At 43.3% G+C, this 22,289-nt stretch carries 19 protein-coding genes; 8 read left to right on the forward strand and 11 right to left on the reverse strand.

Annotation, left to right across the window (positions count from 1 at the left end; genetic code table 11):
- Nucleotides 1-10 precede the first annotated feature (10 nt).
- Together LPTSP_RS19300 and LPTSP_RS17405 are read left to right on the forward strand one after the other, a co-directional pair.
- Entirely contained in the window at nucleotides 11-394 is a 384-nt protein-coding gene (locus tag LPTSP_RS19300) for an LBF_4227 family protein (RefSeq protein ID WP_108930021.1), read from the forward strand.
- 21 nt (nucleotides 395-415) lie between these two features.
- Nucleotides 416-688, forward strand: a complete 273-nt coding sequence (locus LPTSP_RS17405; RefSeq protein WP_108930022.1) for a hypothetical protein — start codon at nucleotides 416-418, stop codon at nucleotides 686-688.
- Between the two features lie 19 nt (nucleotides 689-707).
- Here the strand turns inward: LPTSP_RS17405 and pyk are convergent, their stop codons facing one another.
- The 4 genes from pyk to LPTSP_RS17425 all read right to left on the reverse strand — a co-directional run bounded on the left by pyk (nucleotide 708) and on the right by LPTSP_RS17425 (nucleotide 6,834).
- Complete coding sequence (gene pyk, locus LPTSP_RS17410) at nucleotides 708-2,138, reverse strand: pyruvate kinase (protein ID WP_108930023.1); 1,431 nt, start codon at nucleotides 2,136-2,138, stop codon at nucleotides 708-710.
- A 40-nt stretch (nucleotides 2,139-2,178) separates the two neighbouring features.
- Nucleotides 2,179-4,149: a hypothetical protein gene (locus LPTSP_RS17415; RefSeq protein ID WP_108930024.1), complete on the reverse strand. Its 1,971-nt coding sequence runs from the start codon at nucleotides 4,147-4,149 to the stop codon at nucleotides 2,179-2,181.
- Nucleotides 4,150-4,165: 16 nt separating this feature from the next.
- The gene (gene asd / locus LPTSP_RS17420; protein ID WP_108930025.1) at nucleotides 4,166-5,212 is read right to left on the reverse strand and encodes an aspartate-semialdehyde dehydrogenase; all 1,047 of its coding nucleotides are present in this window, start codon (nucleotides 5,210-5,212) and stop codon (nucleotides 4,166-4,168) included.
- 77 nt (nucleotides 5,213-5,289) lie between these two features.
- Nucleotides 5,290-6,834 (reverse strand): hypothetical protein, encoded by a 1,545-nt coding sequence (locus LPTSP_RS17425; RefSeq protein ID WP_108930026.1) that lies wholly within the window; start codon nucleotides 6,832-6,834, stop codon nucleotides 5,290-5,292.
- A 91-nt stretch (nucleotides 6,835-6,925) separates the two neighbouring features.
- Between LPTSP_RS17425 and LPTSP_RS17430 the strand changes: the two genes are divergently transcribed.
- Nucleotides 6,926-8,404, forward strand: coding sequence for a hypothetical protein (locus LPTSP_RS17430; RefSeq protein ID WP_167396468.1), 1,479 nt, complete (start codon nucleotides 6,926-6,928; stop codon nucleotides 8,402-8,404).
- On the opposite strand, the gene LPTSP_RS17435 is transcribed toward LPTSP_RS17430, so the two are convergent.
- The 6 genes from LPTSP_RS17435 to LPTSP_RS17465 all read right to left on the reverse strand — a co-directional run bounded on the left by LPTSP_RS17435 (nucleotide 8,389) and on the right by LPTSP_RS17465 (nucleotide 14,849).
- Entirely contained in the window at nucleotides 8,389-9,834 is a 1,446-nt protein-coding gene (locus LPTSP_RS17435) for an MBOAT family O-acyltransferase (protein WP_108930027.1), read from the reverse strand. The two genes, LPTSP_RS17430 and LPTSP_RS17435, sit on opposite strands and share 16 nt — an antisense overlap.
- Nucleotides 9,835-9,935: 101 nt before the next feature.
- Complete coding sequence (locus LPTSP_RS17440; RefSeq protein WP_024864036.1) at nucleotides 9,936-10,151, reverse strand: hypothetical protein; 216 nt, start codon at nucleotides 10,149-10,151, stop codon at nucleotides 9,936-9,938.
- Nucleotides 10,152-10,971: 820 nt separating this feature from the next.
- Nucleotides 10,972-11,346: a phosphatidylinositol phospholipase gene (locus LPTSP_RS17450; protein ID WP_167396469.1), complete on the reverse strand. Its 375-nt coding sequence runs from the start codon at nucleotides 11,344-11,346 to the stop codon at nucleotides 10,972-10,974.
- 5 nt (nucleotides 11,347-11,351) lie between these two features.
- The gene (locus tag LPTSP_RS17455) at nucleotides 11,352-12,215 is read right to left on the reverse strand and encodes a hypothetical protein (RefSeq protein WP_245915629.1); all 864 of its coding nucleotides are present in this window, start codon (nucleotides 12,213-12,215) and stop codon (nucleotides 11,352-11,354) included.
- A gap of 185 nt (nucleotides 12,216-12,400) precedes the next feature.
- Nucleotides 12,401-13,435 carry a hypothetical protein gene (locus LPTSP_RS17460; RefSeq protein ID WP_108930030.1) on the reverse strand — a complete coding sequence of 345 codons (1,035 nt, stop codon included), beginning with the start codon at nucleotides 13,433-13,435 and terminating at the stop codon, nucleotides 12,401-12,403.
- A 4-nt stretch (nucleotides 13,436-13,439) separates the two neighbouring features.
- Nucleotides 13,440-14,849, reverse strand: coding sequence for a helix-turn-helix domain-containing protein (locus LPTSP_RS17465; RefSeq protein WP_245915630.1), 1,410 nt, complete (start codon nucleotides 14,847-14,849; stop codon nucleotides 13,440-13,442).
- Nucleotides 14,850-15,067: 218 nt separating this feature from the next.
- On the opposite strand from LPTSP_RS17465, the gene LPTSP_RS17470 reads away from it, so the two are divergent.
- The 5 genes from LPTSP_RS17470 to metF all read left to right on the forward strand — a co-directional run bounded on the left by LPTSP_RS17470 (nucleotide 15,068) and on the right by metF (nucleotide 21,364).
- Nucleotides 15,068-15,820 carry a ParA family protein gene (locus tag LPTSP_RS17470; protein WP_108930031.1) on the forward strand — a complete coding sequence of 251 codons (753 nt, stop codon included), beginning with the start codon at nucleotides 15,068-15,070 and terminating at the stop codon, nucleotides 15,818-15,820.
- On the forward strand, nucleotides 15,804-16,649 hold the full coding sequence (locus LPTSP_RS17475; RefSeq protein ID WP_108930032.1) for a ParB/RepB/Spo0J family partition protein: 846 nt from the start codon (nucleotides 15,804-15,806) through the stop codon (nucleotides 16,647-16,649). Before LPTSP_RS17470 ends, LPTSP_RS17475 begins: the two co-directional genes overlap by 17 nt.
- Before the next feature lie 386 nt (nucleotides 16,650-17,035).
- On the forward strand, nucleotides 17,036-17,929 hold the full coding sequence (locus LPTSP_RS17490; protein WP_108930033.1) for a helix-turn-helix domain-containing protein: 894 nt from the start codon (nucleotides 17,036-17,038) through the stop codon (nucleotides 17,927-17,929).
- A gap of 21 nt (nucleotides 17,930-17,950) precedes the next feature.
- Nucleotides 17,951-20,458 (forward strand): discoidin domain-containing protein, encoded by a 2,508-nt coding sequence (locus tag LPTSP_RS17495; RefSeq protein WP_108930034.1) that lies wholly within the window; start codon nucleotides 17,951-17,953, stop codon nucleotides 20,456-20,458.
- 33 nt (nucleotides 20,459-20,491) lie between these two features.
- Nucleotides 20,492-21,364: a methylenetetrahydrofolate reductase [NAD(P)H] gene (metF, locus tag LPTSP_RS17500; RefSeq protein WP_108930035.1), complete on the forward strand. Its 873-nt coding sequence runs from the start codon at nucleotides 20,492-20,494 to the stop codon at nucleotides 21,362-21,364.
- On the opposite strand, the gene LPTSP_RS17505 is transcribed toward metF, so the two are convergent.
- Nucleotides 21,361-22,188, reverse strand: coding sequence for a 1,4-dihydroxy-6-naphtoate synthase (locus LPTSP_RS17505; RefSeq protein WP_167396470.1), 828 nt, complete (start codon nucleotides 22,186-22,188; stop codon nucleotides 21,361-21,363). The genes metF and LPTSP_RS17505 overlap by 4 nt on opposite strands.
- Nucleotides 22,189-22,289: the final 101 nt, after the last annotated feature.

Below are 22,289 nucleotides of genomic sequence, written 5' to 3' on the forward strand. Positions count from 1 at the left end.
AAAGTATCAATTGGCCGCTAAAACAACGGATTCAGAAGAAATTCCTTACGAAAATGGCGAAAAGCAGGAGGGGACTTCATTTTCAAGTTTCGAATTGAAGGAACACCTGCTCGCTTTCATTAATTCCATCGCAGAATATTTCGAAACTCTTCTTCTCTACGCAAAAAAAATCGCAACTGAAAAGATTGTATTAGGCATCCAGGCCTATATATTCTTCCGAATTGCTCTTTTCTTTATAAGTTTAAGCGTATTATTTTTTCTAGCCGCTTTTTTCCTTTTTTTGCAGAGGCAATTTGAAGGAGATCCCTTACCTGCAGCGTTAGGAACTGGAGGGCTCTGCCTTTTTATTTCTTTAATTGGTGTTTTTGCTCTTATTCGGAAACTTAAAGCATAAGAGTGGAAGGAACTCCCGCCCATGAATAAGACAAAGACCAAGGAAGCCCGCATCTTCTCCCTGAATCCTCTCGCGGGAGAAGACTACACTCCCTGGAAAGACCCTTCCAAAATGAGTAAAGAAGAACTCCAACTCTACCTGCAGATCAAAAAATTGCAGGTTCGACTGAGTTTTGAAAGACTACAATCCTCCATTAGTTACACTGGAATGATCATTGAGGCCTTCCAAAGCCTGGGACTTCAAGATTGGGTTCTAAAATTGCTAAACCAAGAGGTCGAGGATACTTCAGAGTAGCTGGAGTTCCTACCACCCTTTACTTCACCTCTCGGATCTGGATCGTCTCCACCCGGTCTGCACCAGCAATAATATCCGACAAAATCACTACCTGGTCCCCGTCCTTCACTCGACCACTCGACTTCAAGGTCTCAATCGCCAATTTTATCGTCTTCTCAGGGTCACTGGAAAAATCGATTCGGTACGGAATCACACTTCGGGTTAACCAAAGTTTGCGTCTGACAGTAGTCATATTGGTAAAAGCATAGATGAGTGGAAACCTAGGATGGAAGGAAGCCACATTCAGAGCAGTTGTTCCTCTCCTGGTAATCACGATAATTGCCGGTGATTTGATGGAATCGGAAAGCATAGCCGCCGATCTCGCCATTTCTTCCTTCTTGTTGGAAGGAACTCTTTCCAAAACATAGCCAAGTCCCGGCGCCTTCTCCACTCTTTCCGAGATCTTGTGAAGCATGTCCACACAACGAACCGGAAATTTTCCTGCAGCAGTTTCACCGGATAACATAATTGCGTCTGCTTCTTCAAAAACTGCGTTCGCAACGTCTGTAACTTCCGCACGAGTAGGCGAAGGATTATTGATCATAGATTCCAAAAGGTGGGTTGCGACAATCACTCTTTTGCCCTTAATCGCACATTCTCGAATAATAGCGCGTTGTATCAAAGGAAGTTCCTCAATCGGAAGCTCTACTCCAAGGTCTCCCCTTGCAACCATTACGCCGTCAGCAGCATCCACGATCTCGACCATATTTTTCACTGCTTCTTGGTCTTCTATCTTAGCAATGATATCAGTATGGCCATTATTTTCTTCTATGATCTTACGAAGTTGATGGATATCTTCCGCAGAACGAACGAATGAAAGTGCAATAAAATCTACATCCTCTTCCAAACCGAAAAGAATATCCTTTTGGTCTTTTTGAGTTATAGAAGGTAAGTTTACGCGGATCCCTGGAAGATTGATATGTTTACGAGAACCTAATTTACCACCGTCTACTACTTTACATTTCAGAGCGGTTTCTTGGATCTCTTCAACAACAAGATTGATCAATCCGTTATCTACGGTAACCCTATCTCCGATCTTTAGGTCTTTTACGATATCCCGATAATTTACGAAAACGGATTGTTCCTCGGATTCTTCTCCCGGAATGATATGGAAGGTAAAAGATTCTCCCACTTTGAGATCCAAATGATCCACTTGCAGATCCCCTGTGCGGATCTCTGGACCTTGTGTATCCAATAAAATAGCGATCGGATGTTTTAGTACGTCTTTGTTCAAAGACTTAATAGCACGGATCACGGATCTATGAAAGTCGTGATTTCCGTGGGACATGTTCAATCTGGCGATATTCATCCCTGCTTCGGCAAGAGATTGGATCATTTTTTTGTCGGAGGTCGCAGGGCCGATCGTGCAGATAATTTTAGTTTTTCTGAAATTAACTAATTCATTTTTCATGTATATTCGGTTTTATTAAAATTGCCCTAATGATCCGAGCTCAGATTTTAGGAAGGGTTCTATTCAGAAAATCTTCGAAAGAAATATAAAAATCGAACTTGTCCTGTTCCGGCATGCCCGCATTTTTCTGCTCGTCTACGATCCTCTTCGCCTTATCCAGCAGGGCTTTTCCGTTCTTTTTTAGGAACCTTCTCGAGATAAGGATCGGAAAAGAATACTGCTCTTCCTGATTTCTAACCATAAAGGAATGGATTTCCTTTTTTGCATTCTTTTTCAGAAAGTTGATCAGAGTATTTTCGTCCATATCCCCACCTAAACCTTGTAAGAGATATTCCCTGTCAGGGAGCTCATCATGACTCCAAGCATGGTCCAGAATGTCCAGAACCGCCGAAAGATTTCGTTTGACCTCTGCCTCTTGCTCGGAGCTTAATCCGGAACTTTTTGCAGGAGCGCTCGATTCCGAATTTGCAACCGCTGCCACAGCTCTCGCCTTTGCGGTCGATTCGGCTGCTTCTCTGTCTTTTACTCGTCTCTCGGCAAGTCTTACCTTTTCTTCCTGAGCAACTTTGGTCCTCGCTTCTAAGATCTTTTTGTTCTGCTCTGCAGCAAGTCTTGCTCGGATCTCTTCTGCTTCGAATCTATGAACTACATTATTCCCGAAAAGAGATCTGAAAAATCTGGTGATAAAAGGAAGATATTTAAACAGAGAAGAATATTCCAATTTCTCAAATTGAGAACTCGCCTCTTTGGACTCCATCATGTCCCGAATATTCATTTTTGCTAAAACACGGATCTCGCTATCGTTCCCCGTAGCGGTAAAAACCCTTTTGGCAGTCTCGACTGCTCCGGAGATACAATCTTTATGAAGAACAAAAACATAAAGACCCTTCTTATCCGCAAAATCAGAGTTCAAGATCATATCATGATTGATGATCAGATTTTTGACTTCTTCTTCAATAGGCTCTCCGCGGAAACGAAGATAATTCAGATCCACCAATCGATTCGCGGATTTAATATAGTCCAGTAACTCGGAAAGTTTGGCCTTCTTTTCTTCTTTTTCCTTTTTCTCCTTCTCCTCTTCTTCAAAATGGATCAGAGAAAGAAGTTCCTCAACTGCGGTTTTTTGGTCACCGTAAGCCGGGCTTAAAAAAGGAAGGACTTGTCCTGCAATAGAGCGAGTGTTCTGAAGATCTTGTTCCGAAAAATTGCCAAGCACACCGATCCTCTGCAATTCCGGGATAATCCTTTCGTTCAGATATTTTTTATATGCATCCAGTCTTGCAATGATCTCATCCTGAACATTATAGTAAAAAACGGAGCGGTTGCCGGGACTCAACGCATTCTCATTTCTATAAAAATACAGAATTCGGGAATCCACCAGTTTTTTGAGCACCGGCTTTAAATGGATATTGATCGTGGTTTGCTTAAGAACAGGAGTAACGTCAAAATTGTCCTGGAACAAATTCCCAATCTCGGAAGAAGCATAGGTCTCGCTTAATTTATTATTATCTATACAATCATAGATCCATTTCTGGAAACTTTCTTTCCCCGGAAATTGTCTCTTCTCTTTCACCCATCTTTGGATGGAACTGAAAGAAGTCTGGTTCACTCCGTCTACATATCTGTGACTAGAACCCGCATCCGTTTGTGAAGGCCTGGCAAAAACAGTGATCAATCTTAAAAAAGAAGCGATCCTTCCATCAGAAGAATCTCCGGTAGGATTATAATCCACCATGCAGATCTTTTTTATGATAGGAGGATTCTGGCGAGCGCTCATCTCTTTTAGATAAGCGTTTACCCTTTCCTTATCCAAGGTTAGCTCTCTTGCAAGCTGCTCCGCGCTGGGAAGAATTTTATTCGCTACGAACTTTTCAGTCCAGTCGCCAATGATCAGTACTAGTTTATGAATTCCCTTGTACTGGAAATCCCCTCTTGCCTCTAAGGCTTGGGTTAACTGTAAGGCCGAGTTATAATCCGCTACCTTGAGTTCCGGAGATTGGGGATCCAGCATGAGTCATCCTCTTCGACTAGAGTAGGTTTTTCCGATACATCAATTCCGCGTTTAAAATCGCGGCACCGGCAGCCCCACGGACCGTATTATGACTTAGGACAACATATTTCCAATCTAAAATCGGATCTGGTCTAAGCCTTCCCACTACGGTAGTCATACCTCTCCCTGTTTCCAGGTCTAGACGAGGCTGGGGTCTGTCTTCTTCTTGACGATAAAGAATCGGAAAATCCGGAGCGAGAGGCAACTTTAATTCTTGAGGCTCGCCTTTAAATGAAGACCAGGCTTCTAAAATTTCGGATTCGGTAGGCTTCTTCTTGAATTTTACGGAAACACAAACTGTATGCCCGTCAAAAACCGGGACCCGATTGCAATGAGCGGAAATTTTAAAATCCGCGTTTATGATCTTGCCGCCTTCAGTTCTTCCCAGACATTTCAGAGGTTCAATCTCCGCCTTATCTTCTTCTCCGCCGATAAAAGGGACCACGTTGCCCAAAATATCCATGGTAGGAACTCCTGGATAACCTGCTCCGGAGATTGCCTGCATAGAAAATAACATAACGGACTCTATACCGAATTTTTCGTATAGAGGTTTGAGAGAGATGGTCACTCCCATGATCGTACAATTGGAGTTAGTCACGATCTTTCCTGGAGTTTTTTGGCCGGAGATCACATCCAAATGGTTAGCGTTCACTTCCGCAGAAAGAAGAGGAACGTTCTCCACCATTCTATGATTTTTAGAATTGGAAATAATATTGATACCTGCCTCGGCAAAAGAAGTTTCCACTTCTCCCGCAATAGAAGCGTCCAAACCGGAAAAAGCCAATTTAACACCTTGGGTGATCTTAGGGTCCGGTAGTGTGATAATTATGTCACGAGCGTATTTAGGGATATCGCCGGAGATCTTCCAACGCTTCTTCATAACATCAGCATACGTTTTGCCTGCGCTATTCTCGGATGCGCATAGATGGGTTACCTGAAAATAAGGATGGTTTTCCAAAAGTTGGATGAACCTTTGCCCGACGGAGCCTGTTGCTCCCAAAACAGCTACGTTAATTTTGCTCATAGAACTTATTGACCGCTCGCGAACTTAAAGTCCGCATTTCATTGTTTTTTTCTATTTTTTTCCGAGACCATGGACTGTCATTCGACAAATTTTGATATGAGCGCTGCATACTTAGAATTCATCTTTTGAGTTCCTGCATACGTAAGATGATGGAAGTCCCAAAAATCAGTCGAAGGCAGTGCCCGACCTAGATCCACAAAATTGTCCCCGCCGCCGCTGATCTCACCCAGATAAGACAAATGCTCTCTATACCATTCCGAATCCCCATACCAGGAAAGACTGACCGGGTTTTCAGGATTGTTTATTAAGAGAAATGGCAGATCCTTCTCTTTGAAAAAAGAAATGAGCTTCTTCATGTAACGAAAATGAAGAATGGGCCTGAACTTTTCCTTTGCGATCTTCTTCTTAGAGTCCGCTAACACCTGAATGTACTGTAATCCCGGTCTTTTTTTTAGGTCTGTCAAAAGGCGAAAGTAAAAGTATTCTTCATATTCCTTGTCGGACATCCCTAGATAACGTAGGTCTTCCAACCTTTCTTCTCGCACCGGTCTTCGATCCAAAAGTGAAAGATCATCTTCCTTCCCAAAGATCTGCTGTAGCCTTACGCCCAGAACATCCCGAGCCCAGTCCTTATGTTCCGGTCCCGCAAAATAAGGGATCCAAGTATTGGAAAGCTCCACCCGGATCCAGTTATCCTTCTCCTCTTGTTCCAAAAACCTAGGATCCAGAAGAATTTTTTTCCAACCGGGACTCGTAAACTCCATGGTCTGTTGAACGGAATGGGAAGAATTTTCTAAATTCAGGATCAGCTTCCCATCCTTCAGGACTTCTTCTACCACCTGGATATAAAAACCTTTGTGGGTCATATACGGTTTTGGCTGAAAAGAAAAAACTTTCCCTGTCCAACCTCTAAAGGTCACTTTTTCCGGAATGTCGACACCATTGTATTCTCTAAAGCTGGTGTTCCTACCGAAACGATGCTCATAAAGAGAAGAAGAAATTTTCCAATAAATTTCCTTATAACGATAAGAACCAAAGATAGAAGCAGCCAGATATTCCGCACTTTTCTCTAATCCGATCAAATCCCAAAACTCCAAAAGACTTTCCCAAGGAAAAATGATCTTAGATTGGGGGGCGTCACGGAAGTCCAAAGCGTCCAGGATCAGCTTGGATTCTTCTGCGGTTTCGTTCTTGCCATTCTTAGGATCCAGAACATAGGCCCTATACAATCTCCAATCCACAAAGTTCACTGGATACACCACAAGATCCGGAGATAAACTTAGGAATTGTTCCCTCATTAAGTACGCATCCATAGGCGGCATACCTGCATAAGATAGAAAGATTATATCCAGATCTTTCCCTGTGACCTTACGAAGTTCTTCCTCTAGGTCTTTAGGATTAATAGAATAGCCTGTAACGCTGGAACCTATTACTAAAACGCGGAATTTCTGCTTCGAAATTTTTTCGAAAGTTTTAAACTCGTGTAAAAAATTATAAAAGTAATCCGCGCCCCAGGAAGATTCGTTAGGCAAGAGCCAAAACGCATATCGGAACAAGAAGAAGTCCAAAAAAATTACGGAGATCGCAACCGAAAATATAATCGTTAACTTGGAACGGGACACAGCTGCATAAACTGAAAGTAATTGCCTCTTTGTCCAGAAATTGTTGCATTTTCTACTTTACCTAGGATGAGGCATTGGCCAGGATTCCCAAGTGGTTTGGCTCTGGACTTCGATAATTATTTTCCTAGCCTCACTTATATTCTCCCTATTTACTGCACCTAAAGAAATTTTCTGGAACATAGAAGCTCTGTATCTTCCTTCCGTGTTGATCGACGTGCTTAGGGATGGAGGCTCATTAAGGACCTGGTCCTTTGCTCCCACACCTTATTTTTTTCCGGACCTACCTATAGTTTTTATATTCGGCTATATAACGGAGAATGTCTTCAGGACATTAACACTCTACGCCATCTTCCAAACCTCTCTACTCGCATACCTATTAGGAAAATTTATCCGGGCGATGGAGCCAAAAATGCCCAGGCCCCAAAGTTATGTATTCAGCTTACTCACACTTTCTTCTCTATTCTTGATCGCTGAAAAATTTCCATTATTGTATTTTTTATATTTCCCATCCGTACATATCAGCGCGTTTCTCACAACACTCTGGATCTGGCCTTATTTAAAAAGGGAGAAGGTCCCAAAATATTCCGTCTTTCCCTTACTTGCCTTACTTACAGTTTCGGACAGGATCTTAATTTTAGAATTGTATCTGCCCACCATGCTATCTTGGGCGAGAAGGTACGGTCGTTGGGGAACTTCTTTCCCGTTGATCTCCATTCGATTTTTCGCCACAGGGTTGATCGGACTCGGACTTCATTCGTTGATGAAAATATTTTTAACGATCAACTCACCCAACAAATTATCCACTCTCGAGTCGATCTCACATTGGTGGGGTGATCTTTTCGCCGCAATCCTGAGTTTAAAACTTTCAGGGATCTTTCTCGCATTTGCAATCCTGGGCGGGATCCTATGTCTAAGAAAAGGAAAAGAATCCGGGCATAGTTACGGATTTTTAGGATATTTCCAGCTTAGTCTTTGCTTTTTACCACCCTTACTTGGGCTCTATTCCGGCCAAAATTCGCTCAAATACAGCCTTCCTGCAATCGTAATGGTTCCAGTACTTTTCGGGATTTTACCTTCTATCAAAAATCAAAACTATCTGAGCCATTCCAGAAATTTCGCATTTTTAGGACTGATTTTCGGACTCGGTGTATTCGCGGCATTTGGAGAAGAAGGGGCACTATTCAGAGATCCGAGAGAATCCATCCGACCGCCTGAAACAGTTTGCGTGGATGAATGGAAAGAAAAAGATTCATTCGTTTTCGTACTTTCAGAGCCGCGAAAAGCCAGAAGAATACTAACATATTCCGAAAAAAGAATCCTGGCTTACCCGATAGATTTCAGCACATTAGAAGGATCTTATTCAGTTTCCAATAAAGAATGGTTTCTATTTCCACCGGAAGGTCCAATCGCAGTATTACCAGAAGGTCTCGGAGAATCCAGGATCAAATCGTTTTACGGAGAACCTAGTCGTGTCTTAGATTGTGAGTCGGGGAACGGAAAAATTTGGATCTATGAAGATAACGCAAAGATCAGAGATTATCTGCAAAGACCGGTTCAAAAAACAAAATAAATAAACGGTTGTGACTCGGAAGAGAATACAACTGCAAACAAAAGCCCAATCCCGACCAGAATTCCGAACAATGCCGGATGTAAACCTTCATAAAATTTACGAAAGCTTCCATCTTTCTCATCTCGATTCCCAATCCAGGTAGCCGCAAAAAATAAGAAGAACCCAATAAACAAAATACGCAAATAAGAAAGTGCCGGATCCGCTCCAGCCGAAAAACCGAAAAGTTTTTCGAAAACGATCCCTGTGGTCTTCCAGTTAGGAGATCTGAAAAATACCCAACAAAGAACTACAGCCAAGAGCACAAAAATCCTATAGGAAAATTTTCCTAAAATTCCAGGGCCGTTTTCGGCGGAAAAGAAACCGGGCCAAAATTTTTTCCCCATTCTTTCCAAGCCTAAAAATAACCCGTGAAACCCTCCCCAGACCACAAAATTCCAACTGGCCCCATGCCAAAGACCGCCCAAAAGCATTGTTAAAAACAGATTCACATAAGTCCGAAGATCAGACTTACGATTCCCACCCAAAGGAATGTACAAATAATTCCGAAGCCAAGAAGAAAGAGAGATATGCCATCTTCTCCAAAAATCGGAAAACCCGGAAGCTAGATAAGGCATCCTAAAATTTTCAGTCAGCCTAAAACCCAAAAGAAGAGCACATCCCAAAGCAATATCTGTGTATCCGCTAAAATCGCAATAGATCTGAAGAGAATATGCAAAAACAGCCGCCCAGGCATAGGCACTCGAAAACTCCAATGGAGATCGATAGAAAGAATCCGGTAAGATCGAAAGCTGATCTGCTATCACAACCTTCTTCCAAACACCAATCAAAACTAAGACGAGTCCTTCTCTGAGCGGGAGTTCCTTCCAAACCACCCAAGACCTGAGCTGAGGCAAAAAAGTCCGAGCTGGAACGATAGGCCCCGCAACCAATTGAGGAAAGAAGGAGAGAAAGAGTGCGTAGTTCCAAAAACTCCTTTCAGGCAAAATTTCTCTTCGAAATACATCAATTGTGTAACTCAGGGACTGAAAAGTGTAAAAAGAGATCCCAACGGGTAACACAATGCGCCATACAGGAAGACTTGAATTTAGGCCAAATGCCGATAATACGGCATTTCCGGACTGCATAAAGAAAATGAAATATTTAAAAAATCCCAAAACCCCTAGATTCAAAACCAAAGATACAGAAAGTAGAATTGCCCGAGCCCTTCCTTCACTTTTATCCATTGTTCTTCCGATCCAATAATCCAAGATCGTAGTCCCGAAAAGAAGAAGTCCAAACTTGGGATTCCAGGACATATAGAAGAAATAGCTAGCAGCCAATAAAAAAGGTTTTGGTATCCATTCGGGAAGAAACTTAAACTTAGGAAGGACCCATCTTAGCCCAAATATAAGCAAGAAAAAGATTAAGAATAGAGGAGTAGCGAAATTCATTAACCTAATTTTAAGCAATATCCTAAATAGAACAAATTCGCATGATACTGGGCATAAAATAGATTGTTTTTAATCATATACTAGCCCGATATAAATCCATTTTAAATAGTCCACTTACACCGTACTCCACAATTGGGACAGTCTGCCGTGATTTCTGCCTTAACACGGCGGCCTTTAGGAGTTTCCACCTTCCCGATGGCCACAAATTCAAAGTTTACGCCCTCTGGGACATAGTGTCCGCCACCATACTTAGCGGAACCTTCGATTAAATTTGAGCAGGCATGGCATTTTACCCTCAATTTGATTACTTCGGCCATTGGAAGAGGATCTACCAAACGCCTTCCTTTCGCAAGAAGAAAGCTATATTAGGCCTGCCAAAACCTCATGGGGGTGTTAATTTGATACACATGACCTTATGGCAGGAATACACCCGCTACTACGACTTTAGTGAAGGCAAAAAGAGGCCGGTTTTGAGCCATCCCTTCCGGCATTCCTCGCTAGGCTGAAGGTGGCAGGAGCTCCTTGAATGCCCGCCCGGAAGAGGGCAGTTTTGGGTAGAATAGGCAGTAACGGTGTCCCGCAAAGAAGAAGATCCCTTGCAGAAGGAGCGCTGAGGCGCTATATTTGAACTCCAATCTACAGAAAAGCCTATTCGCAAAGCCCTCTAAAAGCCTCCCCAAGAACAATCCTTTTCGATCCAGAGCCTATTTTTCAAACGGAACAGCACCCCCTTCGGCCCTTATAAATGCTCGTTTTTGGGCAATGCCAAGCCGTTGCTGGATATCCGAACCGGCGTCAATGCACCGACTTTTTGAGTATACCTATCGACACAGGATTCTGGAATGCAAAATGGGACCGGTCCCCTTCTCTCTTCTGAAAACCTTCTTTTTTCGTCATTTTGCCCATGCGGGCCGCCCTAAATTCCGCCCTATTCAGCCTTGGCGGATACCCTGTTTTTTTGCCTATGATTAGGCACTTATGTATGCGCCGCGGATCAGGCGTCAAGAGTCGGATTTTGAGCAGAAACTGCCCTTTTATGCAAACATCCGCCCATATGCGGGCGCTTAATAGCAATTACTGCCGTTCTATGGAAATTGGATTTTGCCCCTGTGCGCGGCACAGGGAAGTTTTTGAGATTTACGCTCTTTTGCGAGCGGGGGTTTGTTTTTTGGCTGGGACGGATTTTTTAGGAGCAGTTAACTTCTTTTTATCCTTTTTTGAATCGATCGCGCTTGAGTCGAAGTTCACATCCAATCCCATTTTCTTATTTCGTTTCACCATATATACGAAATGTCTAACGTACTGAGCGTAGGGCTCAGGCACAGATTTAGGATCGAAGTCCAAAGGATTTTCTAAAAGAGACCGAACCACTGCTTGGTTCAAATCTTCTTTGCTGGTGACCATGAGCGTTTCTAGTCTGCGAAGAATTTCGTGATCGTTCACCTCGCTAGTGACTTTCTTCATCGCATTCAGAAGCCTCTGAAAAGAGGTTCGTTTGATCTTCACGGCCATATTTGTTAAGTTAGAATTTCTGGGGTCGGACGACCAGAAGAAAATTTGTGTGAGTCTTGTCCGACCTTAGAGGGTACCTTTTTGAGTGATGATTGCAGTTCTTGGCCTGGGATCAGGGCAGCAACTTTCTCTGCAGAGAATTCTGTAACTACCGTTTTGTGTCTGGAGCGAGCCAACCCTGGCTTTTCGCTGGCACCGGAGAAGGTCCAGTATTTGTAGGATTTCTCAGAAGCCCTGGCAATGCCCCGTATTTGGTGAACTTCCGGACCGAATCCAGATCCCAATGCTTTCTCCCCAGTTTTCCCGAAATAGCGACCTTCGGTGGTAGGAACTCCAGACCATAAGTGCAGATTTCCTTGATTTTCCATGAAACATGCCGACTCAGTAGCAGGACCTTTCCCACTTAAATATAGAGAGAATACTCGAGGACATCCAGACAGAAAATTGGTATAAGAATCTCCTTCGACTGAAGTTGTCTCATCCCCGCCGGTTCTACCTTGGGCTTGGGACCTTGGTAGGAACTCCAGACCAACCTGCCCCGGTTTCAAATCAGGTAATAAAACATTTAGACCAAGCACACAATTTTGAGAAAGGATCAAAGACTCCGAAAGAATTTCGGAAGCCATATTTCGATTCTGAATTCCAAGTTTGGAGTTAGAAGATTTCCACTTCTCCACTTTTTGGTCTTTCGAAATTTTTTCGACTCTGGTAGGAACTACTTCATCCGCAAGAAGAGAATCTAGATCAGGAAAGTCGGACAATCTTTCTTCTTCAGAATAAGAAATTCCTTCGGCGAGCACTTGAGCCACTTCTTCTTGGTAGATGGATTTTAGTTCTTCCGAAATCGATTCTTCCGATTCGACAATCATTTGAGAAGAAAATTCTGAACTAGAACTCTCTTTTGCAAAGGCAGAACTCGAGCCCAAAGCCAAGGAGGCAATAAGCAAGAACTGTGCCAAAAAATTATGTCTCATTCGAAAAAACATGACAGTATAGCCCATTTTTAACCATTTTTGAGGGAAATGGAAGCTTTTTTTACAGTATTTCTAGGATTTTAGGCGGTCTTTCGGAATAGTCTCTTGGCCCGGAGCTTCCATTCCCAGAGCACAATTTCCTGCTCTTTGTTCTCTGCTCTGTCCTGTTCTTTTTCCAAAAGTGCGTAGACCATACTCGCGATATCTTTAGAGAAACCTTTGTCTAGTTCCGCTTCGAATTCTTTTTCCTTGGTCTCCAAAATTAAGCCGGCGAGCCGGAATCCTTCGTCCAAATTTTTTAATTTTGGCGCCCAGCCTTTCAGCTCTTCCTTATTGTCATCGTTTCTGATCATCACATCCAAGAAGGTGCGGATGAATGCGACTTCTTCCGACTTCAATGTGAATTCCAAAAGTAACTGTTTTACTTTTTCCAGCTCCATTTTTCGGAGATGGATCCTAGCGAGGAAGACCGGATTTTTGGAGTGCATGTTCAGGTTTCCCTTCTCCAATAAATCCGTAGCTCGTACCTTATTGAAATCTACAATGCTGGACTCTTCTCTTAAACTTTTCTCCAGCTCCTCTTTTCCAGGCGACGGCTTTTCCCCCACTGCCCCGATTTTTTGGGCCACCTTTCTTTTGATGATGAGCATATTCAAGGAAGGAAACCTGATTTTCAGGGCTACCAATTCCTGGCGTGGGAACTCCTCGTCCAAAACTAGGTGGTGCATTTCCACACCTTCTTCTCTAGCTTTGGTTAGGCTGTCCACCCGCTCGTAGTGGTAGATAATTACGGGTAAAATATCGCATTCACTACCGCTATTTAGGAAGATGGTCCGAACCTCGTTTCCGGAACTAGAATGTTGGTACGGGATAACAAGTTTTCCCTGTTTTACGTTAACAAAACTCAGCTCCCCTAACCTAAAATGGGAGAGGTCAAAATCCTCCCCTAAAAATGCGATTCTAGGAACCGGAACTACGATGGACTGATTTCTGGCCCCTTTCGGAACCTCCGGTCCCTTGGAGGTAAAAACTACGTACGTCATTTTTCCTAGGCGGACTTTTACCAAAAATCCGGCCGGAGTTTTTCTTTCTTCGTATAAGGAATCTAATTCCAAAATTTTAGCCCAAACCTAGGTTTTTTAATTTGTATTGCAGAGATCCTCGGGAAATTCCAAGGGCCTTTGCCATTCGTATTTGGTTGCCGCCGAACAATTTATCCGCCAAAAGAATTTTTTGACGCTCCACGGCTTCCACAGCTTTTCGCAAATCCAGGTCTTCCGGATCTGGAAGCGAAATCCCTTTTGAACCTTCTTTTTTAAGATCGGAATTTCGGATCTCTCCAGAACCGGAATTTAAAACTGCCTCTTCGATCGCGTTCCGGAGATCCTCTAAATTTTGGCAGGAAGCATTCTCAACCAAAGACTCGATCGCGTCCCCGGAAAGCGCCAAATCAGGACGGCCATGCAATTCACAGACCTCTTGAAAAATCGGCTGAACCGCCGCTATTTTATCCGATTTTGCCCAGTCTTTCCAGGCCGGTAATTCTAACCTATTTTCGGCCAAAAGAGAACGAAAATATAAAAACTCTTCCGCGGGTTTTTTGCCCGAGTTCTCTAAGAAAATGAGACGGGATTTTCCGGACTTTCTCTGAGAATATTCGAATAAGATTCTTTGTTGGGCCAAAGAATAGTTTTCAGAATTTTCTAAAATTAATGTTCCGGACTCGGCCATTTTTTCCCAATCGATCAGCGCCTTTTCTAACTTAGACGCCTGCTCTGGGAGAATCGAAACCGTCAAAATCGGCCTGCCGGGGAACTCCCTTTTTTGGATCCATTTTGCTAAGGTTTTTTTTCCGGAAGAAGCCGGACCGGAAATGCAGATACTTCTGGATTCTTTGAATTTTTCGAGTTGGGAATTTTTTCCATTCCCCAATCTGAAAACCAACTCCCCCAAAGGATCCGGCCCTATATCCTCGAAAGTTCTATATACGGCAGAAGGTTCCGATCCTTTTTTTAAAAGTCCCGCCACCTTTTGGCAGAGTAAATGTAAGAGCAAAATTTGACTTTCTTCCGCTTCGTTCGGAAGTTCTATCAGGAAGAATCCGAACATTTTGCCATCTAGCAAAACCGGGGACAATAAACATCCCAGGGAATCTTCTCGAAACAGTTCCACTTCTCCTGATCTGGGTAAGAAGAATGGGGATTTGCTTCCTTCCAAACGGCTCCGGATCTGGGAGCCCTTGGTCAGAAAAGGATAGAAGAATCCATCTTCTCCATACCCCCAGGAACCCGCCTCCTCCAAGGAAGAAGGATCCGATTCCGAGACCAGAGCGGCTAGTCCGGCCAGGCCTTCGATTAATCTTAAACATTCCGGAAATGCAAGAGGTAGCAATATCCTAAGTTCTTTAGGATTTGGATTCCCCCATATAAATTCTTCCGGAGCGGATAGCATAGAAGGGAAAATGTTTAAAATTAAGCATGGTGTCAACCATGTACCTGGACTTTCTTTGGAATGTCGGACGTCCGACATTTGGATCTGATTTTTCTGCAAATTTTTGAAAATTTAAGAATTAGTTTGAATGCTCTCCCCCTTCTTCTTATATGGAAATATAGTGTTGGCTTCGGTCCCGAAGTTGACTTTTTAATTTTTATTTTTGATTAAATTCCTCTCTTTATTCTTTCGATTTCGGACGGGAGAAGTAAGGACGGGGTGTCGGACATCCGACAATTGAGATACAAGGGAACAGAATGATTGTAGTATCCATCGCAAACCAAAAGGGAGGAGAAGGTAAAACCACTACCTCCCTGAATTTAGCCTGGGGTCTCGCCAGAAGAGGTAAAAAAACTCTGCTGATCGATATCGATCCTCAGGCAAATTCCACAGGGATTTTCCTGAATCCGGAAGGGCTAGAAAAATCCATGCATAATATTTTCCAATCCAAGGCGAAGATTAGAGAAGTCATGGTCAAGACCGAGGTTGAGAATTTAAACATTGCTCCTTCTCGGCTGACCCTTGCAGAAGCGGAGACAATCGCAGCAATCGTAGACGCACCCTATATTTTGAGAGACGCTCTTGCGGACCTGGAAAAAGAAATGGATTTTTGTGTGATCGATTGCCCACCTAGCCTTTCTATTTTTACCATCAATGCTCTTGTTGCTTCCAACTATGTGATTATCCCTCTCCAGGCGGAAAAGTTTTCCGTGGATGGAATTTTGGGACTACAACAAACGATCACTAGTATTAAAAAAAGGATCAATCCGAGTTTGGAAATTATGGGAGCCCTGGTCACCCAACTCAAACCTCAGACGCTTCTTACCAAAACGATTATTCCTGTTCTTACCAAATATTTCAGGATTTTTGATAATAGTATTTCAGACGGGGTGGCAGTGGGAGAATCTCACCTGGCAAGAAAATCCGTTTATGAATATAATAAGTCCAGCCGTCAGGCCCAGGAATATGAAGGCTTCATTGAGGAATTTTTGAATGAGCTCCAAAAGTAAAAGATTAGGCTCTCTTGCGGATGTATTCCAGGCCGAAAAATTAGAAGGCACCATCCGAAAGATCCGTCTGGATAAGATCCGTCCTTCTGAAAGTCAGCCCAGACAAGAGAGAAAAAAAGGCGTAGAAGAACTTGCCCAGAGCTTGGATAAGGACGGGCTTCTTCAACCTATCCTAGTCACCAAGCAAGCGGACGATGAATTTTACACGATCATCGCCGGGGAGAGAAGATACCATGCGGCTAGCCTTCTCAAATGGCCGGAAGTAGAATGTAAAATTTTAGACAAAGACACAAAGGAAACTTTCCGACTCGCAATCATAGAAAACCTACAAAGAGAAAATTTATCTCCTTATGAAGAGATAGAAGCGATGACCCATCTCAAAACTTCTTTTTCTTATACCGACCTGGAACTAGGAAACATGTTCGGGAAAAGTAGAAGTTATATGACCGAGCTTTTGGGAATTTCTTCTCTTTCCAAAGAAGATCTAAAGGTTTGTAAAGAAGCAGGAATAGAATCTAAAAACCTTTTAGTGCAAGCTGCTTCCGCAGCTAAAAAAGGTACTTTGAAAGATTTCCTAGAAAAATTCAATTCCGGAGAATTGAAAACCGTAAAAGACGCAAAAACTTTTAACAGAGCGGAAGAAGGCGGATTATTCTCCCCCGCACAGATCAGAACCAGTACCGGATCCGAAAACTCGGCGGTCTCTCCCTACCCTTATAAGATCGTAAAAAAAGGCGGAAGCGTAATCATCTCCACCGAAGACGAAGATTTTCTTTCCGAACTTCATAAATTCGTTAAGAAAGAAATTTCCAAAAAATTCGGAAAATAAATCCTAAACTCAAATCCAATATCGAATAACATCTATTGTTAAACGAATTATAACAGTACAAACATGTACTTAGCAAAAGATTTTATTAGGCTTGGGCTGAAAAAATCGGGAATGAGTTGACGGAGCGGAAAAAAACCCCAATATGTGACATAATATTCTAAACGGAAATGTAGTACTTTCTCCCATCCTGGAAGAGAGAAGGAAGAAACATTGCCGTTGGGTCTGATACAAAAAAACTCCCCTGGTTTGCCCAGGGGCCGGACCTTCCCGAAGGAATGTTGTTGGATGAGACATAAGTAACCTTATGTCGGATAAATGTCAACTACCTTCGGATTTTTTGCTTAAAATTAATTTTTTTGCCTCCAGGGCAAAAGAGGATCCAAGGTATGGGCGAGCATTTTCCATATATAAAATTCCTCTCGGACATCATAGATTCCGGGGTTTGGGCCACTTTGTCCCCAGCGGCAAAGACTCTTTATCTCGTCCTGCTTAAATTTAGTGACCAGACCTTTAAGCCAGTCTGGCCTAGCAACGAAAGCCTGATCCGGCTCACTGGATTAAAGACTAAAAAATCTATCAATGAAGGAAAGAAAGACCTAGTAAGAGCAGGCCTCCTGCAATTTGTTCCTGGGACCGGTCATAAGAATTCCACTTACTATTTTTGCTTCAACTACCCCGGGTCCAAAATTCCACCCCAGGGGGTTATTTTTGGAAACCCCGGAGGGGGATTTGGGGCGCCCTCAGGGGTGGTGTCGGGTAGCCGGGAGGGGGGTCTAAATGGAAACCCAAACAATATAAATATAACCATCCATAATACCCAAAACCAAAAACCTAGTCCTGAGAAAAAAGATTTGAGTTTAGATTCTTTAAAGGACCGCTATGGGGAAACCATTCTGTCCGAGGCAATGGAGATTGCAAAGGCGCAAGGGCTCGGTGAGAATTTACATTATATCCGCGGCATTTGCAAAAATCTGTCCGGGACCAGGCAGCCGAATTTTGAGCAGGCCTCCCCTACCCAGTCCCAAGGCTCGGGACATTCTCCAGGAAAAGAAGCTTCTTGGATGGGGTTTATAGAATGGTGCAAGGGGAATCTTTCTAGAAGTAGCGTAGAAGTATTGGAGAAAGTTCAGGTAGAGCCAGACGGCAAGACTCTTTTGGTAAAGGATGCGCTTCCAGAGACTCTTAGAATGATCATTACAAAGTACTTCACAGACAAAATCCACCCCTCGATACTGGTTATATTTTCTGCAAAAGCCGAAGAAAACCGGATACATGTATAAAAAGGACCACGCAAAGCTCTTATGAATGAAGAATCCATCCGGATCAGCCATCCTCGACAAGTTAAAGTAAATGAAATTAAGACCAAAGGTACGTTCGAATTCAAGGAAGGAGGACTTCGTTCTTATTCTGAGCAGTTGGACCATCCTGGTGTCGGCGTCTTAATCTTAGTTTTAAATCCAGGCTCTAGTTTTAATCAGATCAAATTGCACCAGTCGGAACAATCCGGCACATTCTTCCCTGATTCTTTTAAATTCGAAATTTCTTTGGATGGAAAAGTTTGGGAACCGATCCTGCAAGAGACAGGCTTCAGAAGATTAAATAAAAAAGTGGGGCAATGGAACTTCTCCTTGGTCCGCGCTAACTTTCTCAAATTAGTCAGTAAGGTTTCGGAGAAAGAAGGATCCAAATTCAAAGTTTCTATCGGGGCTTTGGAAGTCGGGATCTCAGGAGTCACTAAGTTAGAAGTGAGTTCCGAAAAAGACAGATTTTGGGTAAAAGAAAATCTGATCGATGAAAGGCCGGATTACGGTTGGTCTTCTTTAGAATCCAATCAGCCTAAGGAAGAATTTTTCCTGATGGATCTAGGTTCTATCAGCAGAGTGAACGAACTGAGAGTTCTTTCGCCCAAAGACGGTCATTTACATTTTCCGGAAACTTTTACGGTATATTATAGCGAAGACGATCTAACTTGGAACCAGCTTTTAGAAGAGAACCAATTCTTGTCTGAATTGGGAACTTGGTACCAGTGGAGATTTTTACCTACGAATATTCGCTTTTTGAAATTCGTCTCTCGTCCTCGTAAGATCCAGAACAAAGAAAAGTATTCCGCAAGCATTGTAGAGGTAGAATTATATGCAGCTCCGTACTTAAGCGAGCTGACTCATAAGCCTACTGCAGAGCCTCTCCCCTACGCTACTGTTTTGAGATCGGGGCTTGTGAGACTTGCGATCGATGGAGAAACTTCCGAAGGCGCCGCAGTTCAGGCAAATGATAGAAGGTTGAGAGACGGTTCTACCGAATACAAAGGTATCGTAGAACTCGCTTCCGATGGAGAAGACAAGGAGGGAGTTGTTGTTCAGGGAAATGATAGAAGGTTAAAACATTCTACTGAAGCCTCTTATGGCCTAGTGCGCCTTGCATCTAACGGCGAAAATCGGGCAGATAGAGTCGTGCAAGGAAATGATGATCGTTTGAAACCTTCTAGCACCCAAAGTTTTGGTATCGTTGAGCTTGCGGAGAACGGTGAGACTAAAGAAGGCACCGTTGTTCAGGGAAATGATGATCGTCTGAAACATGCAACCAACCAAAAGTTCGGTTTAGTACAATTAGCTCCTCCGGGAGATGCAAGTCCTGGGAAAGTGGTCACTTCTGATGATCCAAGACTTAGGCATGCCAGCACGGAAAGTCCTGGTCTTGTCCGATTCGCTTCCAATGGAGAAGAGTCTGCAGATGCGGCTGTCCAAGGAAATGATAAGAGATTAAAAATTTCCACTCCTCAGTCTTATGGGATTGTGAAATTGGCTCGGTCCGGCGAGGCAAAAGAAGGTGCTGTAGTCCAAGGAGACGATGAAAGGTTGCGTAACGCTAGTACCGAGTATCCTGGTATTGTGACGGTCGCCCCTAAAGGAAAGTCCATCCCAGGTCATGTGGTTTCTTCCGACGATCCTAGATTGTCGGATGCAAGACAGCCTCTTCCTCATGCTCATGACTACGCTCCTAAGGAGCACGATTTTAGTTCCCATACTGGATATCTGAGATTGAAAGGTTCTATAGAGGCACCTTATGCAAATATCTCCCCTCCTCCTGAAAATGCAGGACTTGCGTATGCAAGGAATGAGAGTGAAAAAGGAGCTGGTATCGTAGGTTCCGGTAGATTCTCCGGTATCTTAGGCTTCGGAGAAAAATTCGGAGTCAGAGGTGATAGCGCATCCGGAGAAAAAGAATCCGCTGGTATTTTAGGTCTGGCCAAAAGAGGATTCGGTGGCTGGTTCCATTCTAGATCAGGCCATGCAGTATATGCGAGCGGAAAAGGCATCCCAAGCTTGAACGAAACCGGTTCAGGCAAAGCGATCTTGGCAGAAGGTGATTCCGATTTCCTAGGAACAGTATATCTCCAAACGGGAAAAGGTACGGATTGTATCGCTAAATTTTTTCCTGTGCAGTCAACTGACGTGATAGCGGAAGGGGATCTTCTTGCCATGGGAGAAGACGGTAAACTTCATAAATCCAGACAGCCGAACGCTACGAATATCGTAGGTGTAGCGGTAAAATCTGCTGCCTTGGTATTGGGAGACAAACCCCAAACAGAAGGTCAATGGCTCGTCGCAATCGCAGGCGTGGTCCTTGCCAATGTAGAAGCACAGTCTTATCCTGTACAGCCCGGAGATCTATTATGTTCTGGTCTTACCGGAGGCCATGCTGTCCGAGTTGCTCCTGAAAATTTAAAGCCTGGGGCACTTGTAGCAAAATCTCTCGGCTTACAAAGAAACGGCAGGGGACCTATTCAGGTTCTTCTCTGCTGTAGTTGAAAAATTCCCCGTCCTTTATGGGGAAAGGTTAGAATGAAAAAGATATTAGAAATTTATAAAACGGCAAAAGCGCCGGTGTACTCTTTCGAGTTTTTTCCTCCTAAAACTCCGGAGGGAGAAACGAAATTATTCGAAGCTGTGGAAGAATTGTCCAAGGTGGACCCGGGTTATATCACTGTGACCTATGGAGCGGGAGGTTCTACTCGCGATAAGACCATACGTATCACTTCCGAATTGGCTAAGAAATTTTCACTTCCTGCGGCGGCTCATTTTACCTGTGTGGGCGGCAATAAAGACGAGATCCGAGTTATTTTAAAACAGATCCGAGAGTCCGGGATCGAAAACCTAATGGCTCTCCGGGGAGATCCTCCTAAGGGAGAAGAGGCTTTTAAAAAAGTAGAGGGCGGTTTCGGCTACGCGAGCGAACTCATTTCCTTTATTAAGCAAGAAGGTTTCGATTTTTGTATGGGGGCTGCCTGTTATCCGGAAAAACATCCGGAGGCTGCGAGTCTGGAATCCGATGTGGATAATTTAAAACGCAAGGTGGATTCGGGTGCTTCTTACCTGGTCTCTCAATTGTTTTTTAAAAATTCCAATTTCGAATCTTTCTTAGATCTGATCCGCAAAAAAGGGATCAATGTCCCTGTAATTCCGGGAATTATGCCCATCACATCTTTTACTCAGATAGAAAGATTTAAGTCGATGGCTGCCTGTGAATTTCCTGAAAAACTAGTTTCCGATCTGGAAGAAGTAAAGGATAACCAGGAAGAATTTTATAAAAGAAGTATCAGTTTCTCCGTAAACCAATGCCGTGAATTGGTCAAAATGGGAGCTCCTGGGATCCATCTTTACACTCTAAACCAATCTCCTGCGAGTTTGGATATTGTGAGAGAACTGAAAAATTAAAGAAATAGTTCCTTCTCTTTTTCTGGAGGAAGTAATCCTGTCTCAAGGGCTTTTTGCTGTAATAAGCGGATTGCCCTTTCTCCTTCTTTTCCTAAACTTTTAGAAAACTCGTTCACATACAGATCTATATGCGCATCCGCTACTTCTCTTGTTGTGGTTTGAGAATGTTTTAAGATATAATCGTACATACTTTCTCTGTTTTGGTAAGCTAAGGAAAGACTTTCCTTAATTGCCGAGTCCAGGTCATGTTTTATTTGGGAAGACAGATCTCTGCGGATCGCGATGCATCCGAGCGGAATATGTGCTCCGGTGCTTCCTTCCCACCATTCTCCTAAATCTTCTACCTTGGCGAGTCCTCTTGCTTCGTAAGTGAATCTTTCTTCGTGAATGACTATTCCGAAGTCAGCTTCTCCATTTTTTACTTTGTCCAAGATGAGATCGTAGCGTGTGGGAACTGGTGTGAAATCCCCTTTTAAATATAAATGTGTAAGTAGGTTGGCAGTGGTCCAGAGCCCAGGGACCAAAATTTTTTTTCCGTTTGGAGTTCCTACAGAGGAACCAGCTTTTTTTACGATAATTGGGCCGCAGTTCCTACCAAGTGCCGAGCCACTGTCTAAAAGAGAATATTTGTCCGCTACATGGAATAAAGCTGCGAAGGAAATTTTCGTGGCCTGGAATTTTCCTTTATCTGCGAATTGGTTCAGTTGTTCCACATCGTAGAGTTCTTCTTTGATGGAAAATGGGGACTTGGTCTTTCCGGAAATTAGATGATAGAAGATGAATGTGTCGTTCGGACAGGGAGAATATGCCAGACTGAGTTCCATTCTTCCAGGCAATCAGTTTTGATTCTTTTGAAAACGAAAAAAGGGGGTGGAAGGAACTCCTGCCCCCGGGTCTATTGGAAAAGAATCGCAGGTCGCTTTGG

The sequence above is a fragment of the Leptospira johnsonii genome (assembly GCF_003112675.1).
Lineage (GTDB): Bacteria > Spirochaetota > Leptospiria > Leptospirales > Leptospiraceae > Leptospira_B > Leptospira_B johnsonii.

Coding starts and splice junctions, on each gene's coding strand:
- LPTSP_RS17405 (WP_108930022.1), top strand. CDS start 416: ATGAATAAGACAAAGACCAAGGAAGCCCGCATCTTCTCCCTGAATCCT.
- pyk (WP_108930023.1), bottom strand. CDS start 2,138: ATGAAAAATGAATTAGTTAATTTCAGAAAAACTAAAATTATCTGCACG.
- LPTSP_RS17415 (WP_108930024.1), bottom strand. CDS start 4,149: ATGCTGGATCCCCAATCTCCGGAACTCAAGGTAGCGGATTATAACTCG.
- asd (WP_108930025.1), bottom strand. CDS start 5,212: ATGAGCAAAATTAACGTAGCTGTTTTGGGAGCAACAGGCTCCGTCGGG.
- LPTSP_RS17435 (WP_108930027.1), bottom strand. CDS start 9,834: ATGAATTTCGCTACTCCTCTATTCTTAATCTTTTTCTTGCTTATATTT.
- LPTSP_RS17440 (WP_024864036.1), bottom strand. CDS start 10,151: ATGGCCGAAGTAATCAAATTGAGGGTAAAATGCCATGCCTGCTCAAAT.
- LPTSP_RS17450 (WP_167396469.1), bottom strand. CDS start 11,346: ATGGCCGTGAAGATCAAACGAACCTCTTTTCAGAGGCTTCTGAATGCG.
- LPTSP_RS17455 (WP_245915629.1), bottom strand. CDS start 12,215: ATGATTGTCGAATCGGAAGAATCGATTTCGGAAGAACTAAAATCCATC.
- LPTSP_RS17465 (WP_245915630.1), bottom strand. CDS start 14,849: ATGTCGGACGTCCGACATTCCAAAGAAAGTCCAGGTACATGGTTGACA.
- LPTSP_RS17470 (WP_108930031.1), top strand. CDS start 15,068: ATGATTGTAGTATCCATCGCAAACCAAAAGGGAGGAGAAGGTAAAACC.
- LPTSP_RS17475 (WP_108930032.1), top strand. CDS start 15,804: ATGAGCTCCAAAAGTAAAAGATTAGGCTCTCTTGCGGATGTATTCCAG.
- LPTSP_RS17490 (WP_108930033.1), top strand. CDS start 17,036: ATGGGCGAGCATTTTCCATATATAAAATTCCTCTCGGACATCATAGAT.
- LPTSP_RS17495 (WP_108930034.1), top strand. CDS start 17,951: ATGAATGAAGAATCCATCCGGATCAGCCATCCTCGACAAGTTAAAGTA.
- metF (WP_108930035.1), top strand. CDS start 20,492: ATGAAAAAGATATTAGAAATTTATAAAACGGCAAAAGCGCCGGTGTAC.
- LPTSP_RS17505 (WP_167396470.1), bottom strand. CDS start 22,188: ATGGAACTCAGTCTGGCATATTCTCCCTGTCCGAACGACACATTCATC.